Below are 13,090 nucleotides of genomic sequence, written 5' to 3'. Positions count from 1 at the left end.
TCTTCGCGCCCCGGCCCCCGGCCGTCGCCGTACCGGACGCCCCGCACATCCCGGCCCGCTCGTCGGACGACGCCCACCGCGAGGGCCACCGCCCACCCGGGTCTCGTAAGGGTGCCGTCAAGACGCCAGGCGACGCAGGCGGCCGGTGGCCTGCTGGAGGAGTCCCGGGCGCTTGCGGAAGGTGAAGGCGTGCGCATCGAAGGCCGGACACCTTGAAATCAGATCGTGGTCTGAGTAAGCTCTGATTATGTCTACCGTGCGTCTGGGAGCAGAGACGGAATCCGTCTCCTTCACCGATCTCTCCCGCAATCCCAAAGGTGTTGCCGCCAGAGCTGCTGCCCTGGGACGGCTCCGGGTCACCCATCGGGACGCGCCGGACATGGTGCTGACCACGGCTGTACGCGCGGAGGGTGTGGAGGAGAATCTGACCACCGCCTCGCGGCTTTTCCTTGCGCTGATGAAGCAGGACGACGGCGCCAGGGCGCTCCTCCTCGCCCTGCCCGAGGTGTTTCCCTGGGCGCGACACCTGGACGCGGAAGAGGTTCGGGCTTTCACGGTCGAGCTTCTTGAAGCGCTGTCGGACGCCGCCGAACTAGGGGCGGGGGAGGCTGTGCACCGCGCGATCGTCTCCTGGCGCGCCACGGCACGCATCAATGCCGATCCCGAGCAGCTCAGGGAATCGCTGCGTCCGCTCGATGGTGATGACCTCGGTCAGGTCGAGGTGCGTGGGTGAGCCCGAAGAAAGGAGACCGAGTGAGCGTTCCGCCCCTCAACGGGTGGAACGTCGTCTTCGGGACCACAGAGGCGGTGACGGGCTGGGAGGAACTGTGTCGCGTGGCCCTGCCGAGCGCGCATCGCTGCCTGGACGCTCTCCGGAGCGACCCCCTGACCCGGTCCAACTGGAATCGCCAGCATCAGTTGCGCGGCAGGCACGCCACCAAAGTGTGGAAGGGTTCCGACCTGGACCAGTGGGAGTACGAGGTCACCAGCGGTGGTCGAGTGCGCTACCTGGTCAGTGCGGAGACTTCCACCGTGATCCTCGTGTACGCCTCCCCGCGACATCCCAAAGACACTGAGTGAACCGTGGTCGCTTCGGAGCGGGGCTGGAGCAGGTCCCGCACCCGGAGCGAACCGGCGGCGCTCTTTTCGCGCCCCACGTCAGACCGCCAATCGCATGAGGCGGGCAACCGCCTCTTCCAACACACCCTTCTGCTTGCAGAATGCGAAGCGGACGAACGGGGCGCCTGCCTCGCGGTCGTCGTAGAAGACGGCGTTCGGGATGGCGACGACGCCCGCGCGTTCGGGGAGGGCGCGGCAGAAGGCGAAGCCGTCCCTCTCGCCGAGGGGGCGGATGTCGGTGGTGATGAAGTAGGTGCCCGCGGGACGGAAGACGCCGAAGCCCGCCTCGGCCAGGCCGGACGCGAGGAGGTCGCGGCGGGCGAGCATGTCGCGGCGGAAGCCGTCGAAGTAGGAGTCGGGCAGCGCGAGGGCCTCCGCCACCGCGTACTGGAAGGGGCCGGCGGAGACGTAGGTCAGGTACTGCTTCGCCGAGCGCACCGCGCTGACCAGAGCCGGAGCCGCCGTCACCCAGCCGACCTTCCAGCCCGTGAACGAGAACGTCTTGCCGGCCGAGCTGATCGTCACCGTGCGGTCGCGCATGCCGGGGAAGCCCGCCAGTGGGAGGTGTTCGGCGTCGTCGAAGACCAGGTGCTCGTAGACCTCGTCCGTGACCACCAGCAGGTCCCGCTCCACCGCCAGCTCGGCGATCGCGGCCAGTTCCTCCCGGGTGAGGACCGTGCCGGTCGGGTTGTGCGGGGTGTTGATCAGCAGCAGCCGGGTCCGGCCGGTGACGGCCGCGCGCAGCTCGTCCAGGTCCAGCCGGAAGCGGCCCTCCGCCGGGCGCAGCGTCACCGGCACCCGCCGCCCGCCCGCCATGGCGATGCTCGCCGCGTACGAGTCGTAGTACGGCTCCAGCGCCACCACCTCGTCGCCCGGCTCCACCAGGGCGAGCAGGGCCGCGGCGATGGCCTCCGTGGCGCCCGCCGTGACCAGGACCTCGGTGTCGGGGTCGTAGGACAGGCCGTACCGGTGCCGCTGGTGCGCGGTGATCGCGTGGCGCAGCTCCGGTACGCCGGGGCCCGGCGGGTACTGGTTGCCGCGGCCGTCGCGCAGCGCCCGTACGGCCGCCTCCCGGATCTCCTCGGGGCCGTCCGTGTCGGGGAATCCCTGGCCGAGGTTGATCGCGCCGGTGGCCGTGGCCAGGGCGGACATCTCGGCGAAGATCGTCGTCCCGAACTCGGCGAGGCGGCGGTTGAGGTACGGGCGCGCGGTGGAGGTCATGGCGGCCATCCTGCGCCCAAGCTCTGGAGTTCCTCAACTCGGCTTTGGCGCTCTTCGCGGGCGGGCATCTCCGGGTCACCGCGCGGTGCGCGGGGCTGGACGGGGCGCCCACGGGGGGTCGCTCCGGGGAACGGAAGGAGGGGGGACGCCATGGGCTTCGGCATCGTCCTCGTCGTGGTGGTGGTCCTGGTCGGTGCGGCCGGGGTGCGGGCGCGGCGGCGCAGGGGGTGGCAGCGGGTCTCGCGGGGGACGGGACGTCCGCTGCGTGGCGGATCGGGGGCGTCGAGGATGCCCTCGGGGACGCACGACGGCGGGACCAGCTGGTGGGTCTGGGGCGGGGACTTGGGGTCCTCCTCGGGCGGCGACTCGGGGTCCTCCTCGGGCGGTCACCACGGCGGTCACCACGGTGGTCACCACGGCGGCGACAGCGGGCACTCCGGGCACTCGTCCTGCGGCGGCGGGGGCTCCTCCTGCGGCGGCGGGTCGTCGTGCGGGGGTGGGTCGTCCTGCGGCGGTGGCGGGGGCTGCGGAAGCAGCAGCTGAGCCGGGCCCGCAGGGCAGGGACACCGAGGCGCGCGGCCGGCGCGGGGTCACGGCCGCGCGCCGAACGACGGCGGTCGCGGGGGCGGTGATATCCGGCCGTCCCCGGCCGCCCCCGCGTGGCGGAATCGACCAGGGGGCGGCGCCCAGGGCGCGCGAACCGGCGGCGCCCCTCGCTCCGCGCCCGGCGTACGCCGTAGTTGAACAGTTGAGCTGTGGAGCCCTCTGAGGGATGGAAACCCTCCGAACTTGGGTAAAAACGCTGTGGCGTGGCCAGTGTTCGTGATTCCCTCTGAAACACCACCTCAAGCCCTCGTACGTCCGACGGACACCGCTTCTCCAGCCGGGTCGAACTGGCCGAATCGCCCGGTGCCACCGAGGTGCGCCGGACCACCCCTCTCCTCGTGCGTTAGCGGAGCCGTTCCATGCTCACGACCCTGAAGACGTCCTACACCGATACGCGCGCTGCCGACCTCGCCTGGACCCTCGGCCGTGAACCGCTCCCGGCCCTGGCCACCCTCGATCTCGAACTGAGCGGAGCGAAGATGCAGTTGAGGCTGCTCGGCGCCTCGCACCAGGTTCTCCTTGAGGAGGACAGGGGCAGTTGTTCGGAGACGGTCGCGTGCCTGCCCGGCTCCAGCACCCCGCTCCCCCTCGGCGTCGCCAAGCGGGTCGGCGACTGGGAGTACGAGTTCGCGGCGCGCGTGGAGCTGCTCACGCCGGGCTCCTTCGCGGGCCGTGCCCAGGAGTTGCTGGCCCTGGTCTCCGACCATCCGCACGGACTCGCCGGAGTGTTCCCCGGCAGCCCGCACGCCTTCACCGCGATGCTCGCCCAGCGGCACGAGGGCCAGGTCCGCTGGCGCACCTGGCACGCGTACCCGCAGGACGGGCAGTTGGTGGCGACCCGCACGCACGTCGGGGTGAGAATCCCGGCGGGGCACGGCGCCTGATAAACCAACAGGACCAGGTGACGGGGAGTTTCCACACGTGTGGGTGACGAAGCGTGCCGCTGCGGTGACGTAACGTCGCAGCGTGATCGATCCGCACGCCCCCGTGTCCTCGGGTGCCCCGCCCTGGACCGAGCCCGCGTGGCTCCCCGTGGAGCCCGGTACCGGGCGGTTCCTGGTGCTCGCGTGCGTCTTCGTCTGCGCGGCCTGCGGGCTGGTGTACGAACTCGAACTCGTCGCCTTCGCCTCGTACTTGATCGGTGACTCGGTCACCCAGGCGTCCGTGGTGCTCTCGGTGATGGTGTTCGCCATGGGCATCGGCTCGCTCGGCGCCAAACGGCTCCGCTGGCGCGCGGCCGTGGCGTTCGGCGCGATCGAGACCGCGCTGGCGCTGGTCGGCGGGTGCAGCGCGATGGCGCTGTACGCGGTGTTCGCCTGGACCGGCGGCTGGGGCGGGGTGTGGGCGGACGGGCCGCGCTGGCTGCTGGTCGGATTCTCCCTTGCCATCGGGCTGTTGGTGGGCGCGGAGGTGCCGCTGCTGATGGAGCTGATCCAGCGCATCCGCCGCCAGGACGCGGGCGGGGCGGTGGCCGACCTGTTCGCGGCGGACTATGTGGGCGCGCTGGTCGGGGGGTTGGCGTTTCCCTTCGTACTGCTGCCGTTCCTGGGCCAGTTGACCGGCGCGCTGCTCACCGGGTCGGTCAACGTGGTCGCCGGGAGCGCGCTGGTGCTCGGGCTGTTCCGCCGCGACCTGAGCAGGCGCGCCCGCTGGACGCTGCTCGTCGCTGGGCTGGCGGTGCTCGGGGTGCTCGGCTCGGCCGCCTTTCTGGCCGGTGACTTCGAGGCGGCCGCCCGGCACGCGGTGTACGGGCCGGACGTGCGGGTGGCCGCGCAGACGGACGTACAGGAGGTGGTCCTCGCCGGGGGTACGGACGGCAGGCCGCTCGACCTCTTCCTCGACGGGCGGCTGCGCGTCGGCGGCCGGGACGAGCGGCGCTACCACGAGGCGCTGGTCCACCCCGCGCTGTCCGGCCCGCACCGGCGGGTGCTGATCCTCGGCGGCGGGGACGGGCTGGCCGCGCGGGAGGTGCTGCGGCACCGGGGGGTCGCGCGGGTGGACGTGGTCGAACTGGACGCCGGCCTCGTCCGGCTGGCCCGCCGCGACCCCGGTCTCTCCGCTCTCAACGCCCACGCGTTGGACGACCCGCGCGTGCGGGTCACCACGGCGGACGCGCTGAGCTGGCTGCGGCGGGCGCCGGCCGGGCGGTACGACGTGGTCCTCGCGGACCTCCCCGACCCCGGCATCACGGCGAGCACCAAGCTGTACTCCCAGGAGTTCTACGGCCTCGCCCGCCGCGTGCTCGTCCCCGGCGGACGCCTCGCCGTGCACGCCGGGCCGGTGACGGCGCGCCCCCGCGTCTTCTGGACGGTCGCGGAGACGCTGCGCGCGGCGGGTTTCTCGGCGACCCCCTACCGTGTCCCGGGCCACGACTCCGGTTTCGCCACCGGACCGGACCGCTCGGCGGGCTCCTCCGGAAGCCCGCACGACTGGGGTTTCCTGCTGGCGGCACCGGGCACCGAGGCCCCCCGTCCCCGGCTCGACCCCCACGGGACCCGGCCCCGCACCCTGACCGGGTCGGACCTGGGAGCGGACGTGGCGGCGGCCCGGCTCACCCGCGTCCCCGGCCTGCCCCCGTCGACGCTGGCACATCCCCGGTACTGAACCCGTTCGGGGCGAGGGCAGGTGCATTCCGGGCCCTGCTGGGTAGGCTCGGCCAACATGGAGCTCCAGGTCTTCGTTCCGGTTCCGGCCGACCGGCTCAGGGAGGCCCTCGCGGATGCCGCGAGGGTGGCCCGCGCGGTGCCGGGTCTTCAGCAGGACGCCGGGGCGGAGCCCGTCGCCGGGCGGCTGAAGCTGCGGGTCGGCGGTCACTCCGTCACCTACCGGGGGACTCTCGCGGTGAGCGCGCGTGCCGACGGTACGTACGCGGTGCGCGGTGACGGTACCGAGGCCCGGGGCGCCGGCACGGTCACCCTCGCCCTCACCCTGAGCCTGGCCACCACCACGGGCGGTACGACGGTCACGGTCGGCGGTACCGCCAAGGCCGAGGGCCGCCTCGCGGAACTCCCCGACGACGCGGTGACCCAGGCGGCCGACCGCCTGCTGACCCGCACCTTGGAAACCCTGGCAACGGGCTCCGCCCCGGAGGCCCCGGATGCCCCGGAGGCCGCCGAAGCCCCGAAGCCCCCGGAAACCCCTGACGCCCCGGAAACCCTTGACGCCCCGGAGGCCGCTGACGCCCCGGAAGCACCAGAGGCCCCCGAAGCCGAACTCCCTCCCCCCGCCCTGGACCCCGAGACGGCAGCCGCCATCCCTGACACCGTCCCCGACGGCCTGGAGGTCCGGGCCGAGCCCCCGGCCGAGGCCGCCCACGCCCGCCGGACGATGATCGGCCGCAGCGCGGAGGAGGTCGACCACGCCCCGCCGCGCGGCCGTTACGCCCCCGTCCCCGCCCCCCAGACCATCACCGCCAACCCGGCCTTCCGCTGGGCCGCCCCGGCGGCGGCCGTGGCCGTGGCCTCCGCGATCGTGGTGGCCCGAGCCCTCCGCAAGCGCCACTGACCGCTCCGCGGACGCGGCGGTGCACCCCGGCTCCGGCTACGAAGTGGCCGAAGGCCCGGCGGTGGGCCCTCTCGACGGTGCGCGACTCCCGCCGAAAGCCCGGCGGCAGCCTGGGCGGCCCTGCCCCAGCGGGCTCGGGCAGCACACGGACACGTGCACCGGCCGAGCCCCCCGCGCCGCAGCCACCCCCCGGCCGGGCCACCCCGCGCCGCAGCCGTCCCGGCGGAGCCGTCCCGCGCCGGAGCCGCGTCAGCCGACCCACCGCAGCCACCCCCGCCAGGCGACCCCCCACCGCAGCCGCCCCCGCCGAGCGACCCGATGCCCGATCACTCCGGTGCCCAACCCCGCCCACCCCCCCGAGGGCCCAGTAGGGTCGGTTCCGTGAGCGACGGAGAGATCACGTTGGCCGCGGGTGACGCGGAGGTACGGGTGCTGCCCGGTAACGGGGGACGGATCGGCGGGCTGCTGGTCGGGGGCACGGAGCTGCTGCGGCAGGGGGAGCGGTTCGGGTGCTTCCCGATGGTCCCCTGGTGCGGGCGGACCAGGAACGGGCAGTTCCTGGACGGCGGGGTTCTGCGGCAGCTGCCGCTCAACTCCCCGCCGCACGCCATCCACGGCACCGCGCGCGACGGCGCCTGGCGCACCGCGCGCAAGTCGGCCGACGAGGCGGTGCTGACGTTCGAACTGACCGACCCCTGGCCGCACTCCGGCAAGGTGACGCAGATCGTCAGCCTCGGCGAGGACAGCCTGACGCTGACCATGTCCGTGGAGACGTACGAGGATTCGTTCCCGGCGCAGCTCGGCTGGCACCCCTGGTTCAACCGGAACCTCGGCGGCGAGGACGTGACGATCGACTTCCGCCCCGCCTGGCAGGAGGAGCGCGGCGAGGACCACCTGCCCACCGGCAACCGGGTCGAGCCTCGGCCCGGCCCCTGGGACGACTGCTTCGGGATGCCCGACGGCGTCGATGTCACCCTGACCTGGCCCGGACAGCTGGAGCTGAAGGTGGCCAGCCGTGAGCGGTGGGCGGTCGTCTATGACGAGCAGGACGCCGCCGTGTGCGTCGAGCCGCAGACCGGCCCGCCCGACGGGCTCAACACCGCCCAGCGCCTGGTCACCCCCCTGGAGCCGCTGGAGGCGTCCACGACCTGGACCTGGCGCCGCCTCTAAGCTGGGCGGTATGACGACGGACGTGAACGAAGTGATGCCGTCAGGCACACGTGACGGACTGCTCCAGCAGATCAAGGACAAGGCCGTGGTGCACGGCAGGGTGACCCTCTCCTCGGGCCTGGAGGCCGACTACTACGTCGACCTGCGCCGCGTCACCCTGGACGGCGAGGCCGCCCCGCTGGTCGGCCAGGTGCTGCTGGACCTCACCGCCGACCTGGACTTCGACGCGGTGGGCGGTCTGACCATGGGCGCCGACCCGGTGGCCGCCGCGATGCTGCACGCGGCGGCCGCGCGCGGGCGGAAGCTCGACGCGTTCGTGGTCCGCAAGGCCGCCAAGGCGCACGGTCTCCAGCGCCGGGTGGAGGGTCCGGACATCGCGGGCCGCCGGGTGCTGGTCGTCGAGGACACCTCCACCACCGGTGGTTCGCCGCTGGCGGCGGTGGAGGCGGTGCGGGAGGCCGGCGCGGAGGTCGTCGGGGTCGCCACGATCGTGGACCGGGCGACCGGGGCGGCGGAGAAGATCGAGTCCGGGGCGGGCGTTCCGTACCGGTTCGCCTTCTCGAAGGATGAACTGGGGCTGGACTGACGGTCCGCCGGGCGCCGGACTTTTCCCCGGCCGTCAGACCGTCCGGCAGGGCAGGTCTGGAAAGATGGGGCCGACGCCGATGTCGCCCCCCAGGGTCCAGTTCAGGGCCGCATATCGCAGAACGCCAACCCGCAACACGAGGAGCGGACAGATGCCCATCGCAACTCCCGAGGTCTACAACGAGATGCTCGACCGGGCGAAGGCAGGCAAGTTCGCCTACCCGGCCATCAACGTCACGTCGAGCCAGACCCTGAACGCGGCGCTGCGCGGCTTCGCCGAGGCGGAGAGCGACGGCATCGTCCAGATCTCGACCGGCGGCGCGGAGTTCCTCGGCGGCCAGTACAGCAAGGACATGGTGACCGGCGCGGTCGCGCTCGCGGAGTACGCGCACATCCTCGCCGAGAAGTACCCGGTCAACATCGCGCTGCACACCGACCACTGTCCCAAGGACAAGCTGGACGGTTACGTACGCCCGCTGCTCTCGCTCTCCGAGGAGCGCGTGAAGGCCGGCCGCAACCCGCTGTTCCAGTCGCACATGTGGGACGGCTCCGCCGAGACCCTCGCGGACAACCTCCGGATCGCCCAGGAGCTGCTGGAGCAGGCCCGCCGCGCGAACATCGTCCTGGAGGTCGAGATCACTCCGACCGGCGGTGAGGAGGACGGCGTCACGCACGAGATCAACGACTCCCTCTACACCACCGTCGACGACGCGATCCGTACCGCCGAGGCGCTCGGCCTGGGCGAGAAGGGCCGCTACCTGCTGGCCGCGTCCTTCGGCAACGTGCACGGCGTGTACAAGCCGGGCAACGTCGTGCTCCGCCCGGAGCTGCTGAAGGAGCTGAACGACGGCGTCGCCGCCAAGTTCGGCAAGCAGTCGCCGTTCGACTTCGTCTTCCACGGCGGTTCCGGTTCCTCCGAGGAGGAGATCCGCACCGCGCTGGAGAACGGCGTCGTGAAGATGAACATCGACACCGACACCCAGTACGCCTTCACCCGTCCGGTCGCCGACCACGTGTTCCGTCACTACGACGGTGTGCTGAAGGTCGACGGCGAGGTCGGCGACAAGAAGCAGTACGACCCGCGCACCTGGGGCAAGCTGGCCGAGGCGGGCATGGCGGCGCGTGTCGTCGTCGCCGCGAACAACCTCCGGTCGGCGGGCAACAAGATGACGTGACCCCTACGGGTCCCTGGGGGGTCCGGCATCCTGTCACGACAGGGGCCGGGCCCCCTACGGGTATCAGGGGGTATACCTGGTGACATGCCCGATGTCCGGCTGGCGTCCCCCAAGGGCCGGTGGATTCTGCTGACCACCGTCCTCGGTTCCAGCATGGCCCTGCTGGACTCGACCGTCGTCAATGTCGCGCTGCCCCGCATCGGCCGCGACCTCGACGCCGGCCTCGCCGCGCTCCAGTGGACGGTCAACGCGTACATGCTCACGCTGGCCGGGCTGATCCTGCTAGGCGGTTCGCTGGGGGACCGGTACGGGCGGCGCAAGGTCTTCGTGATCGGCGTGGTGTGGTTCGCGGCGGCCTCCCTGATGTGCGGGCTGGCTCCCGACGCGAACGTGCTGATCCTCGCCCGCGCCCTGCAAGGCGTGGGCGGGGCGCTGCTCACGCCGGGGTCGCTCGCACTGATCCAGGCGTCCTTCCACCTCGACGACCGCAGCCGCGCGGTGGGGCTGTGGTCGGGGTTCGGCGGGGTCGGGGCCGCGATCGGCCCGTTCCTGGGCGGCTGGCTGGTGGAGGGGCCCGGCTGGCGCTGGGTGTTCCTGCTGAACGTGCCGCTCGCCCTGATCTGCGTACCGGTGGCGCTGCGGCACGTGCCCGAGTCCGACGCGGGGCCGGCGCGCGGGCGGTTCGACGTGCTCGGGGCGGTGCTGTGCGCGGCGGCGCTGGCGCTGCTGACGTACGCGCTGATCGAGGCGCGCTCGGCGTCCGCCGCGGTGTGGGTGACGGCGGCGGCGGGTGTGGCGGCCGCGGTGGCCTTCGTGTACGTGGAGCGCCACCGGCCCAACCCGATGCTCCCGCCGGACATCTTCGCCTCGCGCCAGTTCACCGCGGTCAACCTGGTCACGCTGTGCGTGTACGCGGCGTTCGGCGGCTTCTTCTTCCTCACCGCGCTCCAGCTCCAGGTGGTGGCGGGCTACTCCCCCCTGGCGGCCGGTACGGCCCTGCTGCCGCCGACGGTCCTGATGCTGCTCTTCTCCTCCCGCTCGGGCGCCCTCGCGGACCGCACGGGCCCCCGCCTCCCCCTGACGGTCGGCCCCCTTCTGTGCGCGGCGGCGCTGCTGCTGATGACGCGGGTGGGCCCGGACGCGGACTACCTGACGGACGTGCTCCCAGCGCTGCTGGTCATGGGCACCGGCATGGTCACCCTGGTGGCCCCCCTGACCGCCACGGTCCTGGCCTCCGTGGACACCGCCCGCGCGGGTCTGGCCAGCGGCATCAACAACGCGGCGGCGCGGGCGGCGGGCCTGGTCGCGGTGGCCGCGCTCCCCCTGCTGACCGGCATGGGCCCGGACGCGTACCGCGTCCCGGCCGCCTTCAACAGCTCCTTCGACAAGGCGATGCCGATCTGCGCGGCGGTCCTCGTCCTGGGCGCGTTCCTCTCCTTCACCCAGATCCACCGACGCCCCACCCCCGACTGCCCCCGCCCGGAGTGCAGGATGCACTGCAGCCTGACGACGCCGCCGCTGGAGGGCGGAGAGGCCGAGCCGGCCGCGCGGGCCTGAGGGGCCAGGGGGGCCGAGGGGGCCGCACTCGACCGGGTTGTCCCGACCGGCCAGGCCGGCACGCGAGGTCCGGCCCGCCACGGCACCCGTGACGAGCCGGTCCACCGGGCCGGAGCCGGGCCGCCGTCGAACCGGCGGAGCCTACCGCCGCAGCTCCGCGTACGCCTCCTCGCTGCTGTCCTGCAGGAACTGCCAGCAGCGGTCGGCCTCTTCCTTCTCGTCGATGGCGTCGGCCGCGCGGGCGAGGGCGGCGAGGCAGCGGAGGAAGCCCTGGTTGGGGCGGTGGGACCAGGGGATGGGGCCGTGGCCCTTCCAGCCGGCCCGGCGCAGGGCGTCGAGGCCGCGGTGGTAGCCGGTGCGGGCGTAGGCGTACGACTCGACCACGCGGCCGGCCTCGAAGGCGTCGTCGGCGAGCAGCGCCCAGGCCGGTGAGAACGTGGGGTACTTCGCCACGACCTCGGCCGGGGCCAGCGAGTCCGCGTCCAGCAGGCGGTACGCCTCTTCGTTCTCGGGCAGGTAGGTCGGGTCGGGGCCGCCGAGCAGGTTCTTGTGCGTAGTCATGGCTGAAGTCTGCCACTAGGGGACGAGCCCTCACCGGGGCCCGGGAGGCGCTCGTACACCGTCACTCTGCGGCCCCGCACCGTCTCGTCCGCGACCGGCGTGAAGTACCTGCGCAGGGCGGCCCTCTTGGCCCGGTCCCGGCCGGCCGAGGCCGGCTTCGCCACGCCCGCCGCGTCGGTGACCAGCAGGATTCGGGCGCAGTGCCAGATGGCGGCCGTTATGGCGGTCGGGTCCGCCTCCACGCCCTTCAGGGTGCCCGAGGCCGCCGGGGACTCCACCAGGGCTATGTCCCGCAGGCCGGCGAAGGCGCCGGGGGACACCAGGGCCGTGTCGCGGCGGGCGGCCGGGATGAAGAGGACCGCGTCGCCGGGGCGCCCCAGGCGCTGGACGCGGTCGGCGGCCGACAGCACGTCGTCCACGCGGCTCTCGGGAGAGCGTCTGGCCAGGGAGTAGGGGAGGAGAGAGGCCAGGGCCGCCGTCAGGGCCAGGGGGAGGATCAGCTTCGAGGCCCGGGGGAGGCGCGGGGCCGCCGCGCCGGTCGCCCGGCCCAGCGCCGCGCCGATGAGCAGGGCCAGGCCGAGCTGGCCGAAGAGGATGTAGCGGTCCAGGAACAGGGGCTTGACCAGGGACATCCCCGCCAGGGCGAGGAGGGGGACCGCCAGTAGGGGCAGCGCCACGGCCGCGAGTGCGGGGTGACCCGGCCGGGGACGGTCCAGCAGGGCCCCCAGGGTGCCGATCGCCAGCAGGACCGCCGGGCCGATCAGCATGGGCCAGGTCAGGGGCGGTATCCAGGAGATCTGCTCGGACTGGCCCCGGCTGAAGAGGATCAGCGGCGCCGTCCCGGACATGGCGCCCGCCGTGGCCACCGCCCAGCGGACCCACGTATCCCGCCCGGCCCGCGTCCAGCACAGCGTCACCGCGTGCGCGGCGGGCAGCAGCAGCGAGAGCCAGTTCAGCAGACCGCACAGCAGGAGCGTCACGCCGTACGCGGTCCACCGGGTCGGGCGCGCGGGACGTTCCAGCAGGTCCGCCAGCAGCAGGGTCGAGACCGCCGCCCCGGCCATGACCAGCGCGTACGGCCGGCCCTCCTGGAGGTGGAACTGCACGGCCGGCAGCAGCCCCAGGGTCAGGCCCCCGCCCAGCCCGGCCACGTCACCGGCGAGCCGCTGTCCGATCAGCGTGACGCAGGCCGCCGCGACCGCGACGGCCAGGACGGAGGGCAGGCGGAGCGTCGTGGTGCCGGGGCCGAAGCAGGTGAAGAGGGCGTGCATCAGCAGGTAGTACAGGCCGTGTACGGCGTCGACCTGCCCGAGCAGGTGCCAGATCTCGGCCGTCGAGCGGCGGGCCACCTGCCAGGTCGCCGCCTCGTCCCGCCACACGCTGTTCCGCCGCGACAACCCCCACAGCCCGAGCCCCACGGTCCACACCAGCGGCACCACCCACCGGGCCCCACCCTTCCGGACCCGTACGGGAACCCCCGTGAGTCGCGCCCGGACCTCCACCGAGGTCACGACCCCGCCCCCACGACCGCGCACAGCACAGCTCACACCCCTCCCCTGATACGCGCGATCCCCCGTGCCCCGGTGACACCT

13 protein-coding genes are annotated in these 13,090 nt (G+C 73.2%); 9 read left to right on the top strand and 4 right to left on the bottom strand.

Going from position 1 to position 13,090, the window contains the following annotated elements:
• Positions 1-197: hypothetical protein (locus tag ACFWN1_RS04415; protein WP_384358055.1), on the bottom strand; the 197-nt coding region annotated here is incomplete at its 3' end.
• A gap of 59 nt (positions 198-256) precedes the next feature.
• Between ACFWN1_RS04415 and ACFWN1_RS04410 the strand changes: the two genes are divergently transcribed.
• Together ACFWN1_RS04410 and ACFWN1_RS04405 are read left to right on the top strand one after the other, a co-directional pair.
• Positions 257-733: a prevent-host-death family protein gene (locus ACFWN1_RS04410; RefSeq protein ID WP_384358053.1), complete on the top strand. Its 477-nt coding sequence runs from the start codon at positions 257-259 to the stop codon at positions 731-733.
• Positions 734-753: 20 nt separating this feature from the next.
• Positions 754-1,080 (top strand): hypothetical protein, encoded by a 327-nt coding sequence (locus ACFWN1_RS04405; protein ID WP_361388707.1) that lies wholly within the window; start codon positions 754-756, stop codon positions 1,078-1,080.
• Positions 1,081-1,158: 78 nt separating this feature from the next.
• Here ACFWN1_RS04405 and ACFWN1_RS04400 read toward each other — a convergent pair whose 3' ends face one another.
• Entirely contained in the window at positions 1,159-2,349 is a 1,191-nt protein-coding gene (locus tag ACFWN1_RS04400) for a pyridoxal phosphate-dependent aminotransferase (RefSeq protein ID WP_384358051.1), read from the bottom strand.
• A 956-nt stretch (positions 2,350-3,305) separates the two neighbouring features.
• On the opposite strand from ACFWN1_RS04400, the gene ACFWN1_RS04395 reads away from it, so the two are divergent.
• The 7 genes from ACFWN1_RS04395 to ACFWN1_RS04365 all read left to right on the top strand — a co-directional run bounded on the left by ACFWN1_RS04395 (position 3,306) and on the right by ACFWN1_RS04365 (position 10,937).
• Positions 3,306-3,830: a DUF2617 family protein gene (locus ACFWN1_RS04395; RefSeq protein WP_384358049.1), complete on the top strand. Its 525-nt coding sequence runs from the start codon at positions 3,306-3,308 to the stop codon at positions 3,828-3,830.
• Positions 3,831-3,912: 82 nt separating this feature from the next.
• On the top strand, positions 3,913-5,550 hold the full coding sequence (locus tag ACFWN1_RS04390; RefSeq protein WP_384358047.1) for a polyamine aminopropyltransferase: 1,638 nt from the start codon (positions 3,913-3,915) through the stop codon (positions 5,548-5,550).
• A gap of 57 nt (positions 5,551-5,607) precedes the next feature.
• Positions 5,608-6,450, top strand: a complete 843-nt coding sequence (locus ACFWN1_RS04385; protein WP_384358045.1) for an SRPBCC domain-containing protein — start codon at positions 5,608-5,610, stop codon at positions 6,448-6,450.
• A 381-nt stretch (positions 6,451-6,831) separates the two neighbouring features.
• On the top strand, positions 6,832-7,620 hold the full coding sequence (locus ACFWN1_RS04380) for an aldose 1-epimerase (protein ID WP_384358043.1): 789 nt from the start codon (positions 6,832-6,834) through the stop codon (positions 7,618-7,620).
• Positions 7,621-7,654: 34 nt separating this feature from the next.
• The gene (gene pyrE / locus ACFWN1_RS04375) at positions 7,655-8,206 is read left to right on the top strand and encodes an orotate phosphoribosyltransferase (protein WP_384358063.1); all 552 of its coding nucleotides are present in this window, start codon (positions 7,655-7,657) and stop codon (positions 8,204-8,206) included.
• A gap of 151 nt (positions 8,207-8,357) precedes the next feature.
• On the top strand, positions 8,358-9,380 hold the full coding sequence (gene fbaA, locus ACFWN1_RS04370) for a class II fructose-bisphosphate aldolase (RefSeq protein ID WP_384358041.1): 1,023 nt from the start codon (positions 8,358-8,360) through the stop codon (positions 9,378-9,380).
• 84 nt (positions 9,381-9,464) lie between these two features.
• Positions 9,465-10,937 carry an MFS transporter gene (locus tag ACFWN1_RS04365; RefSeq protein ID WP_384358039.1) on the top strand — a complete coding sequence of 491 codons (1,473 nt, stop codon included), beginning with the start codon at positions 9,465-9,467 and terminating at the stop codon, positions 10,935-10,937.
• A 141-nt stretch (positions 10,938-11,078) separates the two neighbouring features.
• Here the strand turns inward: ACFWN1_RS04365 and ACFWN1_RS04360 are convergent, their stop codons facing one another.
• Both ACFWN1_RS04360 and ACFWN1_RS04355 read right to left on the bottom strand, forming a co-directional pair.
• The gene (locus tag ACFWN1_RS04360) at positions 11,079-11,498 is read right to left on the bottom strand and encodes a DUF3151 domain-containing protein (protein WP_384358037.1); all 420 of its coding nucleotides are present in this window, start codon (positions 11,496-11,498) and stop codon (positions 11,079-11,081) included.
• The gene (locus ACFWN1_RS04355) at positions 11,495-12,928 is read right to left on the bottom strand and encodes a hypothetical protein (RefSeq protein ID WP_384358061.1); all 1,434 of its coding nucleotides are present in this window, start codon (positions 12,926-12,928) and stop codon (positions 11,495-11,497) included. Before ACFWN1_RS04355 ends, ACFWN1_RS04360 begins: the two co-directional genes overlap by 4 nt.
• Between the last annotated feature and the right edge of the window lie 162 nt (positions 12,929-13,090).

Source organism: Streptomyces sp. NPDC058459 (assembly GCF_042721685.1).
Taxonomy (GTDB): domain Bacteria; phylum Actinomycetota; class Actinomycetes; order Streptomycetales; family Streptomycetaceae; genus Streptomyces.
Note: the sequence above shows the minus strand (reverse complement) of the source record. Positions and strands in the feature narration are given on the sequence as shown.

What these genes read in the sequence shown, in the direction of transcription:
- ACFWN1_RS04360 (WP_384358037.1), bottom strand. Translation starts at nt 11,498, where the DNA reads ATGACTACGCACAAGAACCTGCTCGGCGGCCCCGACCCGACCTACCTG.
- ACFWN1_RS04365 (WP_384358039.1), top strand. Translation starts at nt 9,465, where the DNA reads ATGCCCGATGTCCGGCTGGCGTCCCCCAAGGGCCGGTGGATTCTGCTG.
- ACFWN1_RS04400 (WP_384358051.1), bottom strand. Translation starts at nt 2,349, where the DNA reads ATGGCCGCCATGACCTCCACCGCGCGCCCGTACCTCAACCGCCGCCTC.
- pyrE (WP_384358063.1), top strand. Translation starts at nt 7,655, where the DNA reads ATGCCGTCAGGCACACGTGACGGACTGCTCCAGCAGATCAAGGACAAG.
- ACFWN1_RS04395 (WP_384358049.1), top strand. Translation starts at nt 3,306, where the DNA reads ATGCTCACGACCCTGAAGACGTCCTACACCGATACGCGCGCTGCCGAC.
- fbaA (WP_384358041.1), top strand. Translation starts at nt 8,358, where the DNA reads ATGCCCATCGCAACTCCCGAGGTCTACAACGAGATGCTCGACCGGGCG.
- ACFWN1_RS04385 (WP_384358045.1), top strand. Translation starts at nt 5,608, where the DNA reads ATGGAGCTCCAGGTCTTCGTTCCGGTTCCGGCCGACCGGCTCAGGGAG.